Source organism: Bacillus sp. FSL H7-0578 (genome assembly GCF_038630855.1).
GTDB lineage: Bacteria > Bacillota > Bacilli > Bacillales > Bacillaceae > Bacillus > Bacillus safensis.
Genome location: NZ_CP152045.1, coordinates 814,715 through 838,295, shown reverse-complemented (window position 1 = coordinate 838,295; position 23,581 = coordinate 814,715). Strand labels below are relative to the sequence as shown.

The 23,581-nt window shown below is 40.6% G+C and carries 25 protein-coding genes and 1 CRISPR repeat array; of the genes, 9 read left to right on the top strand and 16 right to left on the bottom strand.

What is annotated here, in order from left to right:
- Positions 1–1,315: 1,315 nt before the first annotated feature.
- A CRISPR array of direct repeats spans positions 1,316–1,747; the repeat unit is 32 nt; unit sequence ATTTCAATCCACGCACTCATGTAGAGTGCGAC.
- A 175-nt stretch (positions 1,748–1,922) separates the two neighbouring features.
- From cmr6 to MHB41_RS04110, 9 genes are all read right to left on the bottom strand, one after another.
- Complete coding sequence (gene cmr6, locus MHB41_RS04150; protein ID WP_254114607.1) at positions 1,923–2,699, bottom strand: type III-B CRISPR module RAMP protein Cmr6; 777 nt, start codon at positions 2,697–2,699, stop codon at positions 1,923–1,925.
- A complete protein-coding gene (gene cmr5 / locus MHB41_RS04145; RefSeq protein ID WP_041106375.1) occupies positions 2,696–3,064 on the bottom strand; it encodes a type III-B CRISPR module-associated protein Cmr5 in 369 nt (122 codons plus the stop codon). Before cmr5 ends, cmr6 begins: the two co-directional genes overlap by 4 nt.
- Positions 3,061–3,930, bottom strand: a complete 870-nt coding sequence (cmr4, locus tag MHB41_RS04140; RefSeq protein ID WP_254114606.1) for a type III-B CRISPR module RAMP protein Cmr4 — start codon at positions 3,928–3,930, stop codon at positions 3,061–3,063. Before cmr4 ends, cmr5 begins: the two co-directional genes overlap by 4 nt.
- 13 nt (positions 3,931–3,943) lie before the next feature.
- Entirely contained in the window at positions 3,944–5,176 is a 1,233-nt protein-coding gene (gene cmr3, locus MHB41_RS04135; RefSeq protein WP_340899146.1) for a type III-B CRISPR module-associated protein Cmr3, read from the bottom strand.
- Positions 5,169–6,980, bottom strand: coding sequence for a type III-B CRISPR-associated protein Cas10/Cmr2 (gene cas10, locus MHB41_RS04130; protein ID WP_340899147.1), 1,812 nt, complete (start codon positions 6,978–6,980; stop codon positions 5,169–5,171). The genes cmr3 and cas10 overlap by 8 nt, the downstream gene beginning before the upstream one ends.
- Entirely contained in the window at positions 6,950–8,215 is a 1,266-nt protein-coding gene (gene cmr1 / locus MHB41_RS04125) for a type III-B CRISPR module RAMP protein Cmr1 (protein WP_340899148.1), read from the bottom strand. Before cmr1 ends, cas10 begins: the two co-directional genes overlap by 31 nt.
- Positions 8,216–8,272: 57 nt before the next feature.
- Entirely contained in the window at positions 8,273–9,163 is an 891-nt protein-coding gene (locus MHB41_RS04120) for a DUF6602 domain-containing protein (protein ID WP_342474673.1), read from the bottom strand.
- A 1,571-nt stretch (positions 9,164–10,734) separates the two neighbouring features.
- On the bottom strand, positions 10,735–10,956 hold the full coding sequence (gene rsoA, locus MHB41_RS04115; protein WP_035391262.1) for a sigma-O factor regulator RsoA: 222 nt from the start codon (positions 10,954–10,956) through the stop codon (positions 10,735–10,737).
- The gene (locus MHB41_RS04110) at positions 10,904–11,506 is read right to left on the bottom strand and encodes a sigma-70 family RNA polymerase sigma factor (RefSeq protein ID WP_024425214.1); all 603 of its coding nucleotides are present in this window, start codon (positions 11,504–11,506) and stop codon (positions 10,904–10,906) included. Before MHB41_RS04110 ends, rsoA begins: the two co-directional genes overlap by 53 nt.
- A 166-nt stretch (positions 11,507–11,672) precedes the next feature.
- Between MHB41_RS04110 and MHB41_RS04105 the strand changes: the two genes are divergently transcribed.
- From MHB41_RS04105 to MHB41_RS04095, 3 genes are all read left to right on the top strand, one after another.
- Positions 11,673–11,837, top strand: a complete 165-nt coding sequence (locus tag MHB41_RS04105; RefSeq protein ID WP_217008937.1) for a YvrJ family protein — start codon at positions 11,673–11,675, stop codon at positions 11,835–11,837.
- 94 nt (positions 11,838–11,931) lie between these two features.
- Positions 11,932–13,095, top strand: a complete 1,164-nt coding sequence (locus tag MHB41_RS04100; RefSeq protein ID WP_061110592.1) for an oxalate decarboxylase family bicupin — start codon at positions 11,932–11,934, stop codon at positions 13,093–13,095.
- Positions 13,096–13,163: 68 nt separating this feature from the next.
- Entirely contained in the window at positions 13,164–13,586 is a 423-nt protein-coding gene (locus tag MHB41_RS04095) for a regulatory YrvL family protein (RefSeq protein ID WP_061110591.1), read from the top strand.
- Positions 13,587–13,590: 4 nt separating this feature from the next.
- Here MHB41_RS04095 and MHB41_RS04090 read toward each other — a convergent pair whose 3' ends face one another.
- Positions 13,591–14,058 (bottom strand): DinB family protein, encoded by a 468-nt coding sequence (locus tag MHB41_RS04090; protein ID WP_061110590.1) that lies wholly within the window; start codon positions 14,056–14,058, stop codon positions 13,591–13,593.
- 194 nt (positions 14,059–14,252) lie between these two features.
- Here MHB41_RS04090 and MHB41_RS04085 point away from each other — a divergent pair, with 194 nt between their 5' ends.
- A complete protein-coding gene (locus MHB41_RS04085; protein WP_034283758.1) occupies positions 14,253–15,386 on the top strand; it encodes an NAD(P)/FAD-dependent oxidoreductase in 1,134 nt (377 codons plus the stop codon).
- Between the two features lie 23 nt (positions 15,387–15,409).
- On the opposite strand, the gene MHB41_RS04080 is transcribed toward MHB41_RS04085, so the two are convergent.
- The 3 genes from MHB41_RS04080 to MHB41_RS04070 form a co-directional block, all read right to left on the bottom strand.
- Complete coding sequence (locus MHB41_RS04080; protein WP_217008936.1) at positions 15,410–18,004, bottom strand: YfhO family protein; 2,595 nt, start codon at positions 18,002–18,004, stop codon at positions 15,410–15,412.
- A gap of 87 nt (positions 18,005–18,091) precedes the next feature.
- Positions 18,092–19,075 (bottom strand): glycosyltransferase family 2 protein, encoded by a 984-nt coding sequence (locus MHB41_RS04075; RefSeq protein WP_024425218.1) that lies wholly within the window; start codon positions 19,073–19,075, stop codon positions 18,092–18,094.
- 300 nt (positions 19,076–19,375) lie between these two features.
- Positions 19,376–19,648: a YfhJ family protein gene (locus MHB41_RS04070; protein WP_024425219.1), complete on the bottom strand. Its 273-nt coding sequence runs from the start codon at positions 19,646–19,648 to the stop codon at positions 19,376–19,378.
- Positions 19,649–19,764: 116 nt separating this feature from the next.
- Between MHB41_RS04070 and MHB41_RS04065 the strand changes: the two genes are divergently transcribed.
- Together MHB41_RS04065 and MHB41_RS04060 are read left to right on the top strand one after the other, a co-directional pair.
- Positions 19,765–19,914 (top strand): small, acid-soluble spore protein K, encoded by a 150-nt coding sequence (locus MHB41_RS04065; protein WP_003217849.1) that lies wholly within the window; start codon positions 19,765–19,767, stop codon positions 19,912–19,914.
- 25 nt (positions 19,915–19,939) lie between these two features.
- The gene (locus MHB41_RS04060; protein ID WP_008360604.1) at positions 19,940–20,113 is read left to right on the top strand and encodes a YpzG family protein; all 174 of its coding nucleotides are present in this window, start codon (positions 19,940–19,942) and stop codon (positions 20,111–20,113) included.
- A 224-nt stretch (positions 20,114–20,337) separates the two neighbouring features.
- Here MHB41_RS04060 and MHB41_RS04055 read toward each other — a convergent pair whose 3' ends face one another.
- Both MHB41_RS04055 and recX read right to left on the bottom strand, forming a co-directional pair.
- Positions 20,338–20,652 carry a YfhH family protein gene (locus MHB41_RS04055; RefSeq protein ID WP_025093475.1) on the bottom strand — a complete coding sequence of 105 codons (315 nt, stop codon included), beginning with the start codon at positions 20,650–20,652 and terminating at the stop codon, positions 20,338–20,340.
- Positions 20,653–20,655: 3 nt separating this feature from the next.
- Entirely contained in the window at positions 20,656–21,447 is a 792-nt protein-coding gene (gene recX, locus MHB41_RS04050) for a recombination regulator RecX (RefSeq protein WP_024425808.1), read from the bottom strand.
- Between the two features lie 94 nt (positions 21,448–21,541).
- Between recX and MHB41_RS04045 the strand changes: the two genes are divergently transcribed.
- The 3 genes from MHB41_RS04045 (at position 21,542) to MHB41_RS04035 (ending at position 22,818) form a co-directional block, all read left to right on the top strand.
- Entirely contained in the window at positions 21,542–22,438 is an 897-nt protein-coding gene (locus tag MHB41_RS04045) for a TIGR01777 family oxidoreductase (RefSeq protein WP_061110588.1), read from the top strand.
- 52 nt (positions 22,439–22,490) lie between these two features.
- The gene (locus MHB41_RS04040; RefSeq protein WP_017358836.1) at positions 22,491–22,601 is read left to right on the top strand and encodes a YfhE family protein; all 111 of its coding nucleotides are present in this window, start codon (positions 22,491–22,493) and stop codon (positions 22,599–22,601) included.
- Between the two features lie 61 nt (positions 22,602–22,662).
- Positions 22,663–22,818, top strand: coding sequence for a YfhD family protein (locus tag MHB41_RS04035; RefSeq protein WP_024425810.1), 156 nt, complete (start codon positions 22,663–22,665; stop codon positions 22,816–22,818).
- Between the two features lie 38 nt (positions 22,819–22,856).
- Here the strand turns inward: MHB41_RS04035 and MHB41_RS04030 are convergent, their stop codons facing one another.
- Positions 22,857–23,444, bottom strand: coding sequence for a nitroreductase (locus tag MHB41_RS04030; RefSeq protein ID WP_061110587.1), 588 nt, complete (start codon positions 23,442–23,444; stop codon positions 22,857–22,859).
- Positions 23,445–23,581: the final 137 nt, after the last annotated feature.

The window sequence follows — 23,581 nt, the reverse complement described above, 5'->3', positions numbered from 1 at the left end:
TCAATCCACACACTCATGTAGAGTGCGACTTAAACTGACCAGTGAGGGTCAAAGTGCGAAAAAATTTCAATCCACGCACTCATGTAGAGTGCGACATTTGCGCTGCTGTTTGAATTTGATGGGGGTGTATTTCAATCCACGTACTCATGTAGAGTGCGACTGCGATTTCCGCCTTAATTATAATATTTTTTAGGAAATGATCCTTAAGTTTCTATATAGAATTTTGTTTTCACCCCTGAAAAATATACATTTTTTCCCATTTTTGTCGAATGAAACGGTGCGAATGTTTCAGGGATTTTATGTTCACCTCACATTCGCACCGACTTTTTCTTAGTATGAAATCTATTGAAACTTGTTAATCATACTTCTTTATATTTCAGCAACAATTGAATTCAATTAGATTCATGACTACTGAGGCAGGAGGCAGAGTTATGTTTTCGCAATTATTAATCCACCCACTCATGTTGAGTGCGACGACCAATACGGTGACACGCCGGTTAAATCAACGATATTTCAATCCACGCACTCATGTAGAGTGCGACTTGTTCATTTTCCTATTACTGCTGATGTCCGCCTATTTCAATCCACGCACTCATGTAGAGTGCGACTGCAATTTCTGCCCTAATTATAACATTTTTTAGGGAATGATAGCCAAAACCACCTCTAATAAAATATACATTTTTTCTCAATTTTGTCGAATGAAAAGGTGCGAATGCCCCAGGAATTTTATGTTCACCTCACATTCGCACCGAATCTTTCTTAATCCTATTTAATTAAAAACTATTATTGATGATAATCATACTTATTTCGCTGTTTCATCAACAGCTTTGAATTCATTAATAAAATGGGTGAGACAGAGTTATGTTTTTCACACCTATATCAAGTGCAATTGTCCATATATCTTTCAAGCTACATTCTGACAAGAATTTTATTCCTCACACTCATATAGAGTGCGATTTTAAAAAAACATCAAGCTGAACCATCGGCTAATTTAAACCCACGCACTCATGTAGAGTGCGACTGCGATTTTCGCCCTAATTATAACATTTTTTAGGGAATGATCGGCAAAACCCTTAAGTTTCTATATAGGAATTAAGTTTTCACCCCTAAAAAATATACATTTTTTCTCATTTTCGTCGAATGAAACGGTGCGAATGTTCCAGGGATTTTATGTTCACCTCACATTCGCACCGACTTTTTCTTAGTATGAAATCTATTGAAACTTGTTAATCATACTTATTTATATTTTCAGCAACAATTGAATTCAATTAGATGCATGACTACTGAGGCAGGAGGCAGAGTTATGTTTTCGCAATTATTAATCCACCCACTCACGTAGAGTGCGACCTATTTTGACCAAAAAAGTCAGCGACGCTTCAGATTTCACCCCACGCACTCATGTAGAGTGCGACGAAAACTAGCTCCTTTTGAAAGCGAGCCGCATTATTTCAATCCACACACTCATGTAGAGTGCGACCAGTATTTTTCTTGTTTGGGTTACCTTGTATCAATTATTTCAATCCACGCACTCATGTAGAGTGCGACTGTCCTGCTCATGCTGATGGTAAGCAGCAGGAAGCATTTCAATCCACGCACTCATGTAGAGTGCGACAATATAAGAAGCCTACGATCATTACAAGCAATTTAAGATTTCAATCCACGCACTCATGTAGAGTGCGACCTTGTCTAAAGAGCGAACTCTACTCAGTGATTAAATTTCAATCCACGCACTCATGTAGAGTGCGACTGCGATTTTCGCCCTAATTATAACATTTTTTAGGAAATGCTCGTCAAAACCCTCAAGTTTCTATATAGAATTTTGTTTTCACCCCTAAAAAATATACATTTTTTCTCATTTTTGTCGAATGAAACGGTGCGAATGTTCCAGGGATTTTATGTTCACCTCACATTCGCACCAAGTTTCATGAAATGACGTCGTCAATTTTAAGTCTTCCATAACCTGCATTTGTTTTAGCGCCGATTCCTTCGTGTTCTAAAGCGCCTAGTAAGATGGTTTTGGCGAGTTCGAGCCATTCCGCTTCTTCTGGTAGATTCCTTTTTGTTTTCAATAGAAGTTGAAAGCGGCCGTTGACCACCGTTAAGAAATGAATCGGTGTTGGTGAGTCATCGTCTCGAGGGGCTGGAACACTTCCCCCTTTGTTCATCTTATCTAGCTTGACGCTGTTGTAGTCTGAATGATGTGGTGTCATCACATCCACTTTGAATGCTTCTCCTACCGTCTCTGGCATCATGAGCGCATCATGAAATTCGATGATACCGGCACGTTCGTTTGTTCCAAACAATGTGTTGTAATCACTACCATCTTGTTTTAGTTCTTCAAAGTTTTCACCTAATACAGAATGGGCATAATGAGAGGCTACGCCTTTTAAAGCTGTTCCTGGTAAATAAGGAATGCCGTATATCGGGTGTAATAACAATCCCGTTTCAAGTACACCCTCTCCTCCATGTCCAATGACTAACGGCGATATGGACTTGACTAGGCATGTGGGGTTCGTATCGGTATAATATTGCTCCACAAATCTTTCATACAAAAAGCGATTTTCCCCCCACTGTTTTCGATGTAGACGAATTACATTTTCATAAAATGACTGCTTCTCCGCACTGTCATTTATGATGTCCGACAATGTAGAACCACCAATCTCCCATTTGCTTTTGTTTAAGGTTAATGACAGATTCATTGGATGTCCTCCACATTTTCCGCCCCTTGTTCCACCTTTAAAATAGATTCCGCATATCTTTTTAACCAAACAGATGCACTTAAAGCTTGTCTTGATTTGATTAAGTAATTTCGATTAGAAGCTGACCAATCTCCTTGTATATCTAGTGTTTCTTTTATATCCTGAACGAATTGTTGATAAGCATTTCCTTTTTTTGATTTTGCTTCAAAAAATGTAATGGTGAGCCTTAATCCATTTGTTAAGATCATTGAGGCGAATCTGTGACAGAGTTGTCCATATTGATTTGAGAAATTCTCCTCATTCGTTTTGGCATTCATCACATGTTGATACGCTTTCTCAGCATAATGATGTTGAATGAGTTTCATGATCTCTCCCCTCCTGTCATACGCCAGGATACTCTTCCTTTACCTACGTTTGTGTTTCCACCTAATTGAAGATACATCTGTTTTTCTAGTTGATTTAAAAGTTGATGTCTAACAGATAAATCATTGCTTCCATCGACACGATCACACCACATGAGTCCATAAAATATGGCTTCTGCCGGTACATACTCTTCATACCAGAGAGCTCCTTTACTAACTGTTTGGGTTTCATGATCAATTCTAATACGAGGTGTCACTTCAGAATTCATGGTGACAATGTATTGAAAAACGTCATCACTTACAATCACAAATCGTTCTATCCAAAGAGTTTGTGATTGTTTATCGTCGAATAAGAGTTTGGCCATCTGTTTAGCAAAATCGGTTAGTTGTTGAGATTTTTTCGCAGCCCCTTGAAATTCACCTAGATATAATTCGTCATTCTCTACTAATTTAGAATTCATGGTGACTAGCGTGCTTGATTCTTCTATGAAATCAGGGATATCCAGCGATACGCCTAATGCTTTTGCATCGCGGGCTAATCTTTTCAATATGAGTGGACTTGCCACATATCCAAATGTACCGTATCTACTCGCCACCGGGAATGAAAATAACCGGCCATCTGTCATGACGACTGCTCCTGCGCTTCCATCTTGATCTCCTTGTGTACCAAATACTTTTTGTACGAATGTGTCTTGTCCTTTCGCGCGATAATGCTCACGCTGCACGCCTTTGATACTGCTTCCAGGTATAATCGGCCATTCTGTTACTTTTTCTCGTTGAATAGGCATATCAATCACGCCAATTCCTTCACCCGCTCCAATATGAAGGGGGGATAAACAATGTATCCAAAACCAACGGCTTGCTTCCATCATCTCACTCCTCTTATTCATTCGGTTTCCATATTCCCCAAAGTGCTAACCCGCAGCCATCTTCACGATCAAACGCTTCTTTGCGCCGGTTACGATCGGATACTGATTGAAGCCACATTTTTTCGGCCAGTTCTGCTGGATCTCCTTCTTCTACTGTAAAGAAGTAAACGCTACCCGCGGGGACTAAGCGGCGGATTGCTTTTTCACGCCCTTTGTCTTTATTTGCTAAGCTCCATCCAGAGATAGGCTGCCAATGTGGAACAGATGCCCAAACCAATTTCAGTCGTACATTTGTATCAAATAGTGGTTTTGACATGAGCTGTTCATCCAGCCAGCCGGGCTGCCATCCTTTACTGAAATAAGCAGGTGTCGCCAATATCATGCGAACATATAGCTTGTTTTTGAGCGATTCTTTAATAGCATCCGGACATGTCCAATCTTGTTGGTATACATGAGGCCTGTCTTCTATATGAGCCAGCCGACGTTCACCACCTATCGGGTGAAGACTTGAGAAAGGCTTTAATTCTTCTGACTCTTCAGTAGATAACTCTATTCCCGCCTCCAGTTTAAAGTCATCTGGGAATAAGAGCGATTCTGTTGAAAATAGATGCTGATCTTTTGCCTTTTTACTGCCAGTTTCCACCTCAATTTGTGTTCGTTCCTGACGCTGTAATGCTGGAATAAATGCTGGTGGTGTTCCCTTTTTGAAAGAATGATTTTCCTTCTGCATATGTTGGTATTCAGTCAAGGCTTCCTTCACCTGACTCTCATCCACTGCGTCTGTCAGCCAGTTCACCATCCACTTTAGTGATACAAAAGCAGGCGGCGATTTCATTTTTTTACGAGCACCAGCTCCAATTGGCGGCCATAATGCCTCACTAAAACGGCCTGTTTTTCCTGTACCATAAAAGCCCTGTCCTTCCGACATCATTGGCTTCGGTCTCACTTGATACATGCCATACTCATCATCGAATAACTCAAGGTCATGAGGCATTGGCACATATAAATGATCATGCCAGCGATATAAAGGACCTCGCACAAGAGATTTTGAATAATAAGAAAGTGGCGTCGTGTGTTTGATTGATTGTCGTTTCTTTGCTAGAGCTGTACGAAGTGTTCCTGCGACCACACTTGGCGGAACATCGTTTAGTGAACGCGCCCGTATACCTGGTACACTTTGAAATGGGCGTGCATCACGAATAAGCAGCGGATCAAGCGGTTGAATGTGAAACCATCTTTCAGGCATGTCCACTTACCTCCTCCAGTTGAAGAGTAATGATCATACATTCAGCGATTGTATGTAATTCTTCTAATGTATTCTTCTTCGGTATATACTTCGCAATCAATTGATCGATCCACTCTTTCGTTTCTTGCTCTGTTTTTGCTTCCGTTTTCTTTTTGAATGCAAGACGTCTTATCTCTAGTGGAATGAGTTCATCTAAAATTTCCGGCTGTTTTCTAAAAGAAGACTGTTCGTATGTTTGATACAACTCTCGTAAGCCATATGCAAAGCCAGATGTGAAATAAGACTGTTTTAACCACGTCGTCATCTCTTGGATAGAGGCCACTGGATCTATTTGAAATGAGACTGAGATATTCATTGTGTCTCCTCCGCCTCGCTTTTGGAAATGAATCGCTAATGAATTCCGCTCTTGTTTCGCATATTGTTCAGCCTGACGTGCCATGCTTCTTACTTCTTCAAGAGGCTCAAGCATATGAACGATGGCGATTCCAATTGAAATCGAAGGAGGTATTTCACTATGTTGATGAGCCTTCATCGTTGAAACAAATTCACTTTGTAATTTCCCAGCTGCTTCTAAGCATTGGTGCACCGGTACATAAGCCATGACATCATCTCCACCACCATAAATCAATGTACCTTCACATTTGGAAATAATCTCACTTGCCTTTGAAGCAAAAGTTGAGAGCGTTTTAGAAAATGCAATATGACTTTCTACATGCTGTATATTTCGCAGTTGGCTGCCCATCTTATCTCCATCCGCCATGAGAAAGGCATAGTAAGGTGAAGGTACTGGTGGTTTGATCGGCTGGCCGTGATGTTTGCTGTATTCACCTTTGAAATATTTTTCAAGCAGCTGTGTGATGTTATTTTTTGCTTCTGTTTGTGCTATTCCAACAAGTCCTCGTTGTTCAAGAAAATCTTCAATTCTTCTTTCATAAAAAAGCGATGCCTCACTCAAATCAAGAGGAGCTACTGTCAGGTTCGTATTCTCAAGATACGTTTCTACATTTTTCACATATTGTGTGGCTGCTTTCTTCATCTGTTCATTTTGTTCCAACATGTTTTGATAGGGAGCAAAAGCTTTATCGCATACAGATGGAAATGTCTCGCTCGGATGCTTATGTAAGGACAATCGTTTGATCACTGAAATCGCATCTAATGATTCATGTTCACCAATTCCCCATTTCGCTAGTTGCGCCACTTGCTGTGGTGTTTTTTGCTTTTGGAAAACAGACTCTCGTCCACCATCAAGTGATGATTTTGGTTCACCGAATAACGCCCCTGGTTCATTTTGTTTAAAATCTCTTAAAGTCTTCCGTGCCGCCATTAAGCCTTCGACTTCTTGAAGAGCCAAATGATATGGACTTGCGGACGCATTTGCCGCTTCCTCTTGAGTTTGCATCTCAGTCCATACAGTATAAAATTCTATTAAATCATCTACTTGTCGATTCCATGTGCCTATTTGAATATAAGGATCCACAATCTCTCTTACAAAGTCTGCGTATTCCTTCCATTTGTCATATACTGCTTTTTTTACTTGTCTTGCAACGGATGAAGGTTGTTCGTGTGAGATTTCCCCCAATATTTTATTTGGTGCGTTGTTTGGTTCTGCAGAGGATTCGTTGAACACAGGGAAAATAAGCGTTCCACCCAGTTCCTGAAATTTCTTCGCACCTGCTTTACTTAATTCAGATAGAAGAAAAGAGCCAAACCATAAATCACGCGTCCGCCTTGCTTGCGCAATAAATTCTTGAACGGGCCCTATCGAAAATAGCATCAATGTTTGTTTTTGTAATTCTTCTGACAAAATGTTTGCACCTCCTTGCTATGTAAAAAGGCTTGAATCGCCGATGAGTGCGTACGGCCACTCTCGTCTTGTAATGGGTTTTTTGAGTAGGTGGCTGTTGGGTAGATACTTTGTTCATCTGTCACATCGGGCAAAGGCTTTCTGTCCCCTAAAAGCGATAAAGCTTCGATCTTTGGTTGCTGCAGCACCATCACCATGCCCACTGATTCCTTTTGATTAATAGCCAATGGTTTTAAGATGAGTGGTGAAGCTAAGCGATCCTTTCCTTTAGGTAGGAGCGTTACAGGATCTGGATCTTTCCCACTATCTTTAGGAGCAAATCGGAACTGAATAGGCAAACCAAATTGAGCTCTAGGAAATGCTTGATATCTAAATGGTTTCTCTTTTGGATAAGGGATGTGATGACCTGATTTAGCCTTACCTGTTAACAGACGAATAGTATCTGCTTCCGGCCAGCAACTTCTTCCCCTTTTTTTGTCCGGGTTAGATCTTCTTCGAAATGTTTCATATGTCTGAATGACAGACCGCCAGCTTGAGATCATAGATGATGGAAATGCCTGTACTTTGAATTCTCGACTAAGCGTCGGCCATTCTCGGCTTGATGCTGGCAATTGGATGTCATATTCTAAAAGCTTTTGCTCAAACCATTTTTCCAATTGGCTTTTTGTCCTCTTGTTGTGTGGTGAAAATTGCTTGCAATATAAACTGCCACACCCACGTCTCGTTCTTGACCCAAGCCCACCGAAGTTGATCCAAGCCCATAATGCTGCTTCAACTTCTTTTTTGATTAACTCAAAATCGGTTGTTTTTTTAGATAACCGGATATTTAAAGAAAATTGCGCCTTCATGAGGTATGGTGTTTTATCTTTCATATTTGAAAGAACATACCGTGGAAAAGGATGATTTTTCTTTTTAAAAAATACTTTTGAATTTCTTTTCACTTCGTCTTTTTCATAATGGGTTACCACTTGAATCTGGCTCGCTTGTTCTGTATGACCAAATATCTCTGCTTCTCTTTTAGATAATTCATTCGCATTTTTGCAGGCAGCTCCTCGAGTTGCACGCCACCAGAAACGAAGATGTCCACGAATTGCACTTTCTCGAATCGGTCTGTCTTGATCAATTGAGTTTGATTGGGGCCCTCCCCCAAACATTGGCGTAACCAAATGAATAGTGAGCGGCTCTTTAAAAAGTCTTTGGTCTTCATGAATTTTCTTGTCAATCGCATGTTTCACATCATGCCAATTCGTTTTGGGCTTACTAGATTCCCTTGTCATGTCGCTCTCCTTTCTTCACTTCGTTATCTGTTTCTGAAATAGCTCGGCATATGCATAGTGAGGGAAAAACATGGGATTGTTAATGAGCATCAGCAATTGATTTAATTGGAAGTTCAGCGTTAACAGATCGTATCCATCAATACGTAAATCGCTGAGTTTGTTCGAAATCACTTTGTCTTTACTATCATCTTTATTTTTCTCACTATTTTTTTTCTTTTCTTTATCCTCTTGTTCCTTAGACCTTTCTGGATCATAACAATTTAATTCATTAGCCCACCATCCTAGCTTTTTATCTTCATTAGGAGCTCTTAAATGAAATACACTCTTTTGTTTCATAAGAATAAGGTCAAATGCTTTGTCTAATATTTCAAACATCTTTGAAGATGAGTTTGCTGTTTGCCTTTTTAAATTACTTGCTAAAATTAAAATAGGACGTGTTCGTTTCTGTGTATCATTTTCAACCATGTCAACCCCTTTGGCGGCTATCCTAGCTATTCCTTTTGTTTTCGGTACTAATTTTTTTATATTGTCAGACCAAACTTTTAAATTATCAACATCGAAATTTGAACTTTTACATTCTATAGCAACCGCAACCGCCTCAATCGGTATAAATTTCAACGAATTGTGTTGGAACACATACGGCGTATACTGCTCATCAAATACGGCAATATCGACTTCGTTAGAATGATTTCCTTCTGAGTCAATAATGATGACACCTTGTGCTAATGAATACTTTTTAGGAATGATTTTCCGAAAAAACTCCAACCACATCACTTCTCTAGAATCTCCTGTCAGCCCGCCATGATTAGAAGCAAAGTCGACTTCTTCGGATATCATGCTGTTTAATCTTTGATAATTCTCTAAGATCAGCTGCTCAACTTTACCAGTTCGCTCCGTTTCACCCAAACCAATTCCTCCTTCATCATTCACTACGAATGGATAAAATTTGAATCTAAATAACTACTTTTCATTTCGACTTGTTTTGAGATTTTTTTAGGTGTATTCAGGAAAAAGAAGAAGAAAAAAACATGACTGCAAGGAGTCATGTTTTCACTATACAAATGAACAGTATATTCTGATGGCTTTTGTATCTGAAAGAGGGTGTTGTAAGAAGATGATCTTTAAGGTAGTCATAACCGTTTAAGAGCATATTTCAATCCACACACTCATGTAGAGTGCGACTGTCTGAAATGTCTGTAATGCCGGAAGTTGTTTCATTTCAATCCACGCACTCATTTAGAGCGCGACTGCGATTTCTGCCCTAATTATAACATTTTTTAGGGAATGATAGGAAAAATCCACAAATTTCAATATATAATTTTGTTTTCTTCTTCATAAAATATACATTTTTTCTCAATTTTGTCGATTGAAAAGGTGCGACTGTCCTGGGGTTTTTATGTTCACCTCACATTCGCACCGACTATTGAGTCAGTCTTGTTTTTTCACACCTATATCAAGCACAATTGTCAATATATCTTTAATAGCTACCTACTGATGAGGGTTTCAATCTCACACTCATTTAGAGTGCGACAATCAAACATGTTACAGCTGGTCATGAGCAAAGAATTTCAATCCACGCACTCATGTAGAGTGCGACTGCGATTTCCGCCCTAATTGTAACATTTTTAAGGAATAATTGTTAAAATTCACAAATTTCAATATATAATTTTGTTTTCTCTTATTAAAATCAAGAATAGCTAAGCACTCATGTAAAGTGCGACACGGCAATCATGTTTAAAAGCCGAAGCAGGCTAATTTCAATCCACGCACTCATATAGAGTGCGACTGCGATTTCCGCCCTAATTATAACATTTTTTAGGGAATCATAGCCAAAACCCTCAATTTTCTATATGGAATTTTGTTTTCACCTCTAAATAATATACATTCTTTCTCATTTTTGTCGAATGAAAAGATGCGAATGCCCCAGGGATTTTATGTTCACCTCACATTCGCACCAATTTTTTATTAATCCTATTTAATTAAAAACTATTGCTCTAAAGGTACTTATTCATTATTTAATCAACAGGTTTGAATTCATTTAAAAACATGTCTACTGAGCCAGAGTCATGTTTTTCACACCTAAATCAAGCACAATTGTCAATATATTTTTCAAGCCACCTACTGACGAGAATTTCAGTCCTCACACTCATGTAGAGTGCGACGAGTACCAAACGAAGCAGCTTGCCGGCTATTATCATTTCAATCCACCCACTCTTGTAGAGTGCGACTTCATGAGACAGGACGTAAATCTCGATGCAAGCGATATTTCAATACACGCACTCATGTAGAGTGCGACTGCGATTTCTGCCCTAATTGTAACATTTTTTAGGAAATGATAGGCAAAATCCACAACTTTCAATAAAGAATTTTGTTTCCCCCTTTATAAAATATACATTTTTCCTCAATTTTGTCGAATAAAAAGGTGCGAATGTCCCGGGGATTTTATGTTCACCTCACATTCGCATCATAAGCCTTTCTTACATCTTCGTCATATATTCCACAATAAACTCCCAAAAGCCAGGTCCTTCTTGGTAAATCAGCCAGTCTACTTTTTCGATGAGTTTGATATAGAGTTCTTGTTCGAGGTCTTCTCTTTCTTGATATGCCGTGTTTTGTAGTTTCTTTTTGATCATGGGTGTGAAGGTTTCAATGAGTTCTTCCATTTCTCCATTGGTCATTTTGTCTTCGTGCACGGACATCTCCCCCTGTTTCTTCTTTTAGTTTGTTGAGTGCTTTTTTGTGAATGTTTGAGATGTTTTGTCTTGTTTCGCCTAACTGATCGGCTATTTCCTTCATCGTTTGGCCTTCGACATAGATTTGGGTTAAGACCATTTTTTGTTTGTCTGTGAGCTGCTGGTAGGCCTTGTACAATGTTTGGTCTTGCAGATGCTCTCCTAAGTCTTGCTGGTTGAAGAGCACGGCTTCATACGTATCTGTTTGAACAGGGTCTTTCACTTCTTGTGTATCAGGATGATCGAGTATGAGCGGAAAACGCTGCTGTTTCTTTTTTACTCGTTTGTCAAAGTCGACTGAAAAGATGCGTATCATTGTGGAGATATACTTGATGATGCGGATTTTCTGATAGAACTGTTTGAACTCGGAATCTAGTTTTTTGGCATTTTCCTCGTTTGGCTCTTCCATGACTTGCCGGAGCAGCTGCTCGTTTTTCGGGTTGCTTAAAAACTGCTGAATGAGCGGGTGATCAATGATTTCCTTCCATTTTGCTTTCAATAACAGCCGATAATCCATGTGCATCCTCCCCTTTGTTCCCTCTACTAGCATTAAGTGGACAAAAGTTAAAAAAAGTAAACTTCGTGAAACGGGTCTAATGGTTCATTTTATCCCCCTCTACTTTCCTTTTTCTTCTTTCATACCACTTATATAGAAGACGAGCATCCGCTGGGAGGTGAGACAAATGGAGACCTTTTTTTCAGAGGAATGGCTGAAGCAACTCGGTCAGGCTGGCTTCCCTGCCATTTTGACGGTTTACTTGCTGACACGCTTTGAACGAAAGTTTGATGAATTAAGCAAGCTCATCCAACGATTAGTCGCTGCTCAAAAAAATGATGAATTAGATTGACATCTGCTTGATTCGTTTCACCTTATGAAAACGAGGGCGAAATGAAAGGCCTTTTGTCACCTCACACAATACGATGTTGAAAGGGGATTTTATCATGAGTGAAAAGCCAAATGGAATACCACAGCCGATTCGAGGAGAAAAAGGAGCAACGGTCAAAATTCCACGTAATCTCGAGCGGGACAGACAAAATCCAGATATGCTCACGCCGCCAGAAACCGATCATGGAACGGTCTCCAACCTGAAATATTCTTTTTCTGATACACACAATCGTTTAGAAAAAGGCGGCTATGCCCGAGAGGTAACAGTCCGCGAACTGCCGATCTCTAAAAGTCTTGCATCTGTCAATATGCGGCTAAAGCCTGGTGCGATTCGTGAGCTTCACTGGCATAAGGAAGCGGAATGGGCGTACATGATTTATGGGGAAGCCCGGATCACATCGGTTGATGCAGAGGGGCGCAATTTTACAGAGGATGTGACTGAGGGTGATTTGTGGTACTTCCCTTCTGGCCTGCCGCACTCTATCCAAGCACTTGAACCGGGAGCTGAATTCTTGCTTGTATTTGATGATGGGTCATTCTCAGAAAATAGTACGTTCCAAGTAACTGATTGGCTTGCCCACACGCCAGAGGAAGTCGTGCTTAAGAACTTCGGTATGACAAAAGAGCAGTTTGACAAGCTGCCAGAGAAAGAAAAGTATATTTTCCAAAAAGGAATTCCTGGTTCCCTTGAATGTGACAAGGTGAAAACAGAGCAAGGGGAAGTCCCGAATTCATTTAAATATGAGCTGTTAAAACAGGAGCCGATTACGTCAAGCGGCGGACAAGTGTGGATTGCGGACTCTACCAATTTCAAAGCGTCTAAAACGATTGCATCCGCTCTTGTGAAAGTTGATCCAGGTGCTATCCGAGAGCTGCACTGGCATCCAAATACGGATGAATGGCAATATTTTATTTCTGGAAAAGCACGAATGACGGTCTTTGCTTCTGATGGACATGCGAGAACCTTCAACTATCAGGCGGGAGACGTTGGCTATGTGCCATTTGCGATGGGGCATTATGTAGAAAATACAGGAGACGAACCGCTTTATTTCTTAGAAATCTTTAAGAGCGATCATTATGCAGACATTTCACTCAATCAGTGGCTTGCGGTCACACCGAAACAGCTTGTTTTGGATCATTTAGATCAAGGCGAAGATTTCTTAAAACTGCTTGATACTGAAAAACACCCTGTGATCGCTGCGCCTAAAAAAGAGGATTAACGTATGACTTCCTGCAAAAAGGCTGTCCTTTTTGCAGGTATCTTCATGTAAAGGAGTGTTGTTTACCCATGCAGCAATCTGTTCACGCTTTATGGCAAGGGCTGAAATGGCTCATGGCGGCGTCGGCTGTCTGTTACATATTTTTGTTGTTTTGTGTGCTGTTCTTTCATTTGACGGGTGCTTTTTATCATTCGATTTTATCGCTGCTTCTGTTTATGGGCATCTATGTTGTACTTGGTATCTCTTTTGAACATCTGGAACACGTGCTCATGCGGTTTGTTCGTAAGTGCCGGTCCAAAAAACGATCCATCGTTTTCTATGCCGTTTTACTTCACCTTTTGTTTATTTGGGGTGCTGTCTATGTATCAGACGAATTGGTTGACGGCATTTTGCTGACTACTTCTGAAGAAATTCTATTTGCGCTTAGTCTTTGGCTATTTCATTTTTTGTTTGATTATGCGACGTTTTCGTTTGATAAGGGAGCTTCGTGAGGCGCTATCGTCTTTTTGTGGAGAGCGCTTGTTTGACCTGCTCCATATGATGGAGATCATGCTTAATCAAACCTTGAAAATAACTTGATAACGTCAGCTCGGTTTGACCGATCAGAAAGGGTGTAGTCCAGCGAGATGCTTCGATTTTCTTCATTTCTTGAAGCAATTTTGTTCTAACAGCAATAAATCGCCCAATCGTCTCGCTTCTCTCTTCCTTTCTTGCTCTTTCGGCTGACTGCTGATTCATTTCATGCACATCAGGTGCCTGAGGTAACGCTTTATTGTTCCAAAATTCCTTTAGGCGATCGTGTAAAATAAATTCATCCCATGGAACGAAATGTGCGATGATCTCAGCAATACTCCACTTTCCATCAGCAATAGTGCGGCGCCATTCTTCGTCTGTTACATCCGCTAGTGACAGTACCCATTCAAGGGTGAGTTCGTAGTGTTTTATCACGGTGTCTTTGTTCATATTTTGTTATCCCCTTCATGTTTTCAAAAGAAATTGGTTAGTTTCATTCTTGCGAAATCATTTATAACATATTATCATATACTTTAATTACCAAATGAAAAGGGGGAATTGTCATACGCTGTCCTACATGAAAAAGCCTATTTTTTGTACTAAAATAAACCGACCGGTCTGTTTATATGGAAGGAGGAAAAATGATGAAATCTCAAAATGTGATCATTATTGGCAGTGGTGTAGCAGGATTGGCTACTTCTTTATTTTTAAAAAAGGCTGGAATGGAAAGTACGATTTATGAAAGCAGGTCAGATGAAGAATTAGAAACAGGCGCAGGTTTTTTACTGTCTCCAAATGGGGTAAAGATTTTGGATGAAATCGGGTGTAAAAATGAAGTGATAGCAAATGCAGCAGTGATAAAGAGGATCCAGCAAATAAACAGTGAAAATGAAGTGGAAGCAATCTTTAACAATCATAGCGAAAAATATCATCATGCCCCTTTGATCAACGTCATGAGAGCACAAATCATAACCATCCTTTTAAAGGAAGTTGAGCGACAAGGAATCGAAGTGAAATACAACAAAAAGTTAACCTCGATCAAACAGCAGCCTCATTCCGTTCAGGTTCTTTTTGAAGATGAAACTGTGATAACAGGTGATATTGTAATAGGAGCAGATGGGACTTTTTCGAAAACAAGAGAAGCGGTTGCATTTAATGCTAAATTAGACTATAGCGGTTTTTGGGGACTTCAAGGGGTATCCTATGTGAAGGATTTTGTCTTAGAGGAGGCAACGAGTTATTTTTACAATGATGAACACTTTCAATTCATTTTTGGAAAAGCGCATCCGACAAATCAATTGAATATTTTATGGCAGGCTTTCTCGCAACGTCCTGAAAAATTACCTGCAAAACATTTTGAGAAAGCCAGCAAAGAAACCATTCGACAGTTATTATATCAACAAATGGAAGGCTGGAATATTCCGAAGCACCTTTTTGACATGATCGATCATACAGAGATGTTTTTCCCAAGAAGTATTTATGAAATCAAGGACCTCTCTGTGTGGTCAAAAGGACGTGTTGTTCTTGTAGGTGATGCTGTACATACGGCTAATCCTTTTGTTGGTCAAGGAGCATCATATAGTCTAGAAGATGCGATGGTCATAGCAAAGATGCTGAGGGATCATGATTATCGAGATGCGTTCTATTATTATGAACAGGATCGAAGAACGAGGACAGAAGAGTTAAATGCGTTATTTCAGCATATGAATATTCAACACGATATTGATCGAAAGATGAACGAATACCATATTAAATGGGAAGAAGAAACATATGTATGAGATGAAAGATAAAAAAACACCACTTATGATGAAAAGTGGTGTTTCTTGTGTTTTCTTCGTGCATATAAGATCGCACCAATCAAACTGACGAGTGAAATCAACGCGAGAATTCTGATATAAGGCGGATAGTAGGTTAACACAATCTCGTTTTTGCCTTTTTCTATTGGAAAACCGATAAAGGCGTAATTGGCTTGTTCAATATCGGTCTGCTTTCCGTTCACCGTGAGCTCCCAGCCTTTTTCATATGGTACTGGCAGAACCATATAATCATTGCCACGTTTGTTATCATATGAAATCGTAAAGCGGTTGTTTTCGAGCTTTACCTGCTGGCTGCCATGATCCTGTTTTTCTTTTTCATATGCCTTTTCTAGGATGCGGTAAGGCTCTTGATACAGCCTCAGTTGATTGAGTTCATACGTCCCTTTTGGTACTCGAATGGAAAGGATTTTTTCCGCAGGGACTCGAATCGTCACTTCATTGACACCTGTTTTGTAGATGGATGTATTGCTTTTTCGTGAGGTGACGTAGTGATCAACAGATAACTGAAATCCTTCGTTACGGTCTGTCCGCTTCACATAAAAGCTCACATACACATCCCCAGCGCGGGCCATATCATCTGGCAGCGTGATATTCAGGCCGCCTGTTTCTCCGTATACATCAAGCACGCCATGTTCGTATATGGCTTGTATCGTATGAATATTTGTATCCTTGACTCGATCTGGCGCGTGCTCAATTTCAGCGTTTCCTTTTTTGTCTAAAACCACACCTTGCAGCATCGCATGCTCCCTATCAAGTGCTGAGGCATCCTTTAAGGATTCTTCTGAATAAACGGTGCTTGTTGTTCTTGCAAATGGCAGCGGCCGTGTATTTTCATACACTTTATAATGCTCGCTTTCCAATATAGGCTTAAAATAAGCTGGCGGTGAGTAAGGCATCGCGCTCGTTCTCATATAATACTTTCCATAGGTCAGGCTGTATAAATTCGCCCTGTCCCCCATTGTTGCATAACGGCTGACACTTTCCCGTCCCATATCGATTTGCAGGTCATTCCAGTAGAAATTGAGTAAATGCTGATTCAATATACTTGAATACGCACTCATGCCTTGAAAGCCTTCAAATAACGGGGTGTTGTTGCGCACGCCGTTCATCCAGTCAATCCGGGCAAGCGGATCTTTTGAAGAGCGGCTTTGAATCTGCTGAATGAGCTTCATTTGCTCATGTCCAGCATAAGCCTCACTATTCAGATACGTATCTGATACGCTCTTAATATTGCTTCTTTCAGATAAGTAGCCTTGCTGATACACGCCTGCTGTCAGTAAGCTGACAACGATGAGCACAGCTGAAAAGAGACGAAGGTGCTGGCGTTTTTCCGCATGAATCAAAAGGAAAAACAAGCTGATCACAAGCAGTCCTATGCCTGTAAATACAACAACATCCATATTTCCCTTTGCTCGTTCTGATAAGATGACTGCGAGAAGAAACACGATCCAAGCGCCTAAGACCGCACGCTTTTTCCACTTCCACTCGATTTGCGAGAAATGCTTGATGGTGATGGCTGCGACCGCTCCAACTGTAAAGGCAAGAATGTACTCAAATCTGTACTGCGGTGCTGAGAAACCATTAAACACGCTCGCCATCTTTGGACTGTAGTGAAAAACAATGAGCAGAACGCTGATCGATGTAAACATGAAAAACCACCTGTTCCGGTAAAGCGGAACGAGGAACATACAAATGAGAAAGATCACAGGTAATAAATACACCCTGCTTGTAAACAGCAGATGATCATGCAGATCAAACCAAGGTATGGATTGATCATATGGCGGCCTTATATTATTCAGAAAGCCATAGACAGACGGGACAAAAAAGGCGGCACTGATTCCAAAGGATAACAGCGTAGAGACCGCCAGCGTCCAGAACACCTTCCACCCGTTCTCCTCACTTCGAAGCTTGATGATATATCTGAAGACAAGATAGATCGCTAAAAAGATAAAATGAATATAAGCAAAGTAAAAATTGTTGATAAGCATCAGGCTGCACGCCGCAATAAACCAAGCCGGCTTACCTGTTTTGAAAATCCGTTCAACCCCAAGTACAAGCAGCGGGAGCCACATCATACTGTCGGTGAAAAACTCCCAAAATGTTTGATGCCGAAAATACACAATAGACAATCCGTAAATTGCGGCTCCTGTTAATGCGCTCAGCCTATGCTGAACCATTGAAAGAAGCACACGGTAAGCGATGAAAAGAATAAGCGTCAGCTTGATCACACTCAGCCAAATGACGGCATTTGCCCAGAAATGAATGTCCGTTGACTGGATGAAATGAAGCGCATTCATCAGCCAGACGACAGCGACTGTGACCATAAAGACAGTCGACGTTGTGAAATAATAACCTAATTGCGTATATGTACCGCCGCCTAGACCGAATTGATAGGAATAAAAGAAGTTCCCTTTGACGTATTCATCGTAAAGCAGCTTTTTAAATGGGAGCATTTGTGAGATTCCGTCTCCATCTCCTGTCATATACCGGCCTTGCGTATATTCATATAAGAAAAAGGAGTGTCCTAATAAAGCGAGAATGAGGCACATTCCTATCATTATCCATCTACGTTTCATCATCTAAATCCTTTCCACAAAAGATCCACTTTTCTTTGAAACAAAACAACCCAGCAAGCGATTCGTGCTTGCCGGTTATTTGACTCCACGTTATTTAAATAACTGTGTTAACACTCGGTCTTGTTCCTTTGAGCTTGTCTCTTGTTCCATCACATTTGATTCCTGGATTAAATAATGCGGCCTCTTTTTCGTTTCATAATAGATACGGCCAATATATTCTCCAATCACACCTAGACTCAAAAGCTGGACACCTCCGAGGAACAGCACAGCCGATATTAAAGTAAAATAACCCGGCACCATAATGCCCGTTCTGACGATTTGAATAAAGGTGGCCACGATGTAAATCAATGAGAGAAATAAGATCAGTATGCCAGTATAAAAACAAATTCGCAGCGGGCGGTTGTTAAAGGAAATGACGCCATCTATGCCATAGTTAAATAATTTCTTCAGTGACCATTTTGTATCACCATGCTGTCTTTCTACATTTTCATAATAGATGACCTTTTCTTCAAACCCAATCCAGCAAAAAAGCCCTTTCGAAAAACGATTCCCCTCTTTCAGCTGAAGCAATGCATCGATGGCTTGGCGTGAAATTAAACGGAAATCCCCGACGCCATCACGCAAGTCCACTTCTACTACCTTGTTCATCACCTTATAGTACATGGATGACAGGTAAGAGCGCAGCTTGCTGTCACCTTTACGATTCCGTTTGGCAATGACTTGATGATAGCCTTCTTCATATCCCCTGACAAAGTCCTGAATTAAATACGTCGGGTGCTGCAGATCGGCGTCCATAATAATCGCAGCTGCTCCTTTTGCATGTTCAAGACCTGCCAAAATAGCGGCTTCCTTTCCAAAGTTACGCGAAAAGGAAATATATTTAACCTTTGCACTTTTTCGAGAGAGCTCTCTCATGTATTGAAGCGTGTTGTCTTTGCTTCCATCATTCACAAAGATGATTTCAAAGTCATAATGAAAATCGCGAAACTCTTCCTCGAGTGCCTCAAAGATTCGTCTGATGTTTTCACCTTCATTGTAAGAAGGAATTATAACAGAGAGCAGTTCCCGTTCCATATCGCACCTTCTCTTCACTTTTTTCACATAGTCTGATATGTTCATTATTCCTTTTTTGTCAGAAAACGAAACCCTTTTTTATTATCCATAAATTACATGTCTCTTTAATCGTTTCATTATATCAGAGTTTTATTTCCATTGATTTTCAGCAGGATGAATTTAATGTAATTTTAAGTTTAATCATTGTAAAAAGCCTGTAATTTTGATCACAGACTGGGTATTGTTTCATAAAATTGTTTGTTCATTTATATATTTTCCTATTTATTGAAAAAGATGAATGGAAGTGAAAGGGCAGCCTTTTTAGTGAAGCAGCCCTCGATTGTTTTGTTGCAGATGCTCGTTTGCCTTTGATTGTTTATTTTGAAATAAATGCAGCTGCGCTCCGTAGCTCTCGATCCACTCTTGGACAATTCGTTCTGTTGTTTCCTGTCCTTTATACTTACGGCCAGCCTTTGCATAGGTCGTTTCAAAATCACTCCAAAGCAGCTCTACCCATGTACGTGCTTCGTCATATGTCAGCATATTGTTTTTTTCCATAAGTTGTTCTGTTAGTCGCTCAAAGTATTGTTCCATGCCTGTTCCTCCTTCATCTAGCAGAAAGTGCCTTTTTAAAAAAACTTCTTTTTTCATATACTACCCTTACGTCTTCAAAAGACGCAAATGATTTGTATTGTTTGGAGGGAATCGATATGCGTAATAAAGCAAAAGGCTTTCCAAATCAGGTAAATCACAAGTTTGAAGGCGAACCAGGCGCTACAGATGCTTATGCGTCTAAACGGCCGAATGGTGAAACGAATACACGTCCACAGGAACGTATGAGGGCATCAGGGAAACGCTAATTTTTCCAAAGGGAGTGCTTGAGATATGAGTTCAAATGGGAAATCGTATATGGCAGACTTTGTTCAATTAAGGACAACCGCTTACCCTCAACCATGGGCAAATGCAAAGCATTCTGCCTCTCAGGTCAACGGAGAAACGCAGCAAACGCAGCACGACATCGTACTTCAGAACAACGTCCGTAAACAGCGTTCGAAGTAAAGAAAAGGACTGATCACTTGGATCAGTCCTTCAGATTGTTGACAAAGGGCTAAAATGATTTTTATTTTAGCCCTTTGTCTTCTTTTCAGCGTGATAGAAAACCTTTGCAGTCTAGGAAGGATGAGCACCGGAACGGAGCGAATTTGACATTCGTGAGTACCGGCGCGCAGACCTGACAACGAATGCGAGGGTTTGTCTACACGATGAAGGACTGATCACTTGGATCAGTCCTTTTGCGTCAGCATTGAAATCGGCAGAGCATCTTCTTTATTTGGAGCCGATACTCTGTATCCCCACGCAAAAACGCCATTTAGATATTCTACATAAAACTCTTCGTCTGTGTCTTTGATTTGATAAGTCGTTTTCGTTTGAATCAAGGCTGGATCTAATAAATAGGCTTTCGCCATATCGATTTTCCGTTCTAAAACTGCGTATTCATTCACAATGCCAAGCTGCTCAGCCTTTCGTGCTTTTTCAGAAAGGGCGGCAATCTCCTGCTTCAATTCATATTCTGTCATCTCACTATAGCGTTTTTCCATCTGTCATTCCCCTTTGTCTAAAACGTGATCAATTGTATCGAGATCAAAGCCTTTTCTGAATAAAAATTGCTTCACTTTCATCTTCTTTTCAAATGATCCGTCATATCCTACCTTGCGTTTTGCCTTCTCCAGCATATAAAGGAGGGCTTCTTCTTCCTTTTCCTCTTCTTGTCCATCATAGGCTTCTTGAAGGGCTTTATCAATGATCTCAAACGAAAATCCCTTTCGCTGCAGCTGCAGCTTGATGCGCTGCTCGATCTCTTTTGCAGAACGATTTTTTTCTTTTTTGACAAGCTTGAGAACCTGCTTTACGGCTTCCTCCAGCTGTAAATCATCAGGGTATTGAGACAGCGCCTGTTCAATCGTGTCATCGTCTATCCCCTTGAGCTTCAATTCTTTTTTTAGGACGGACGGTCCTTTGCTGTTCGTTTTCCGGTGGGTGCTGACATAGGCTTCTGCAAATTCAAGATCATTTACATACTTATAATGCTTTAATTTGTGTATAATTTCACTAATAGCAGGTGCAGGGATTTCTTTTTTCGTTAAATAATCGGTGACTTCTTTTACTGATCTCATTCGGTAGGATAAATAATCAACGGCCTGCTGAAATCCTTTTTTCACCGAATCACCGAATTGAATCTCAATGATATCTGCTTCGTCCAGCTCTTTTCCTTTTTTCAAATCGTGCTGGACGAGCACATCTAAATCAACGCTAAAGGCGTACTTTTCATCAAGAAAGATGTTTACCCGCTCTGTATTGTTTTTCTGAGCAGAAATTTTTGTAATATAGGGCATCCTGTGATCACTCCTTTTCCAAAACAGTCAGGATGTTTCTTCTGATTCAAAATCGTGAAAGATATAGGTATGTATATGAGAGGAGAGATGTCAATTGAATATCGCCATTACCGGAGGAACCGGTTTTATCGGCCAGCATGTTACAAAAGTGCTCGCTGCTGAGGGACATCATCTATATATTTTAACAAGAAATCCAAAGGAATCCGAACAAAATCATTTACATTATGTGCAGTGGCTGACCGAAGGTGCTGCGCCTGAGCATGAATTACCTGCCATTGATGTATGGATTAACCTTGCTGGAAAATCCATTTTTACACGCTGGACAGACAAGGCAAAAGAAGGCATCCTCTCCAGCCGTCTCAAATCAACACAAGAGATAAAACGCATTATAGAAGCGCAGGAATTGAAACCTTCTGTGCTGATTCAAGCAAGTGCTGTCGGGATTTATGGCACATCTCAAACAGGAGATTTTACGGAGGAATCACCTCCTGCAGATTCTGATTTCTTAAGTCATACATCAAAACTTTGGGAGGCTGAGGGACAAAAGATTGAAGCACTCGGCATTCGTACAGTCTACACACGCTTTGGCGTCGTGTTGGGCGAAAAAGGCACACTGCCGCTGATGACACTTCCTTACAAGCTGTTTGCCGGCGGGACAATTGGGTCTGGCTCGCAATGGGTTTCATGGGTTCATGTTGAGGATGTGGCACATCTCATTGCTTATGCGATTCATCATGACGACCTGTCAGGTCCGCTCAATGCGACATCACCGAATCCTGTTCAAATGAAACAGCTTGGACAAACCATTGCTTCTGCCCTTCACCGCCCCCATTGGCTGAAGGTGCCATCTTTTGTGATCAAAACGGCGCTTGGTGAAATGTCATTACTTGTTTTAGAAGGCCAGCGTGCTCTGCCAAAAAAAGCACTGCTCTCTTCTTATGACTTTTTGCACCCTGAACTAAAAGAAGCGATTTTGCATTCTGGGGAATAAATGTTGTCAAAAACACCCATCCTATTAAAAATGAGATGAGGGGGCGATTTTGATGAAGAAAAAAGAACACCAGCCAACTTCGAAGCTGAAGAAAACCCAGGAAGTCCTGTATCAGCAGGAATTCAAAAAAGCGGAAAGAGCAGCAGAAAAAAGAAACAAATAAGGCGGATATTCCCCTCCAACAAGCACATAACTAAAGTGATCTTGTAAAGGAGGGAAAGGCTTTGAAAAAAGAACAACACAAAAAATCCAACCACGAGCTCGCGGCACAAGAGACGGATGGCGAATATGTTGAATTTTCCAAAGAACTTGCAGATCCGAATGACGTAAAAGCAATGGCACGTATGAAAGCAGCCGATCAGCGCGCCAAAAAACAATAAGTAAAAAAGCAGACCTTATTCAGCGGTCTGCTTTTCTTTTATTTGATTTCAGTAAGAAGACTTGATGCTTTCTGGCGTGATTTTTCCTCAGGCACCTCTTCTGGATAACCTATATGAAGGATCGCAGCAAACCGTTCATTTTCCTTTAATCCCATGTCTTGTTGAAAGCCTTTGTCGTATAAAATACGTCCGCTCTTCCATACCATACCGATCCCTTGATCCCACGCAAGCAGCTGAAGATTTTGAATGAGCGCGCTGACAGCGGCAAAATCATCATTTCTCACAACAGGGTTCTCGTCTTCTTTTAGCACGACAAGTAAAAGCGCTGGGACCTTAGAAAAGTAATCTCTGTATTGATTGATTTTTTCTTCTTTTGCATCTGGGTTGTTGCGCTGAAAGAAAGCAATGAAGCGCTCTACAAAAGTCGCTTTGGCTTCATCCGTCACCGCATATAAAAAGCGCCACGGCTCCGTGATTTTATGATTAGGTGCATAGACTGCATCCTCTAATAGCGGCTGAAGCTGCTCAATCGTCACCGGTGTGTCTTTGAATTTTCGAATCGATCGTCTATATCTGACAGCGTCTCGAACCGTTAACGCTTCTGTTTGTTGTTTCATTTCTGGCATAAATGTCATCCTTTCAATCAACTTAATTGAAATTGATTCTCATTCACATTATAAACGTCATCGTGTGCAGTTGCAAATCAAGTATCTCTTCTCCCCGTCTGCTAAATAGTTGTTTGACTTTTTCAAGTAATGTTACA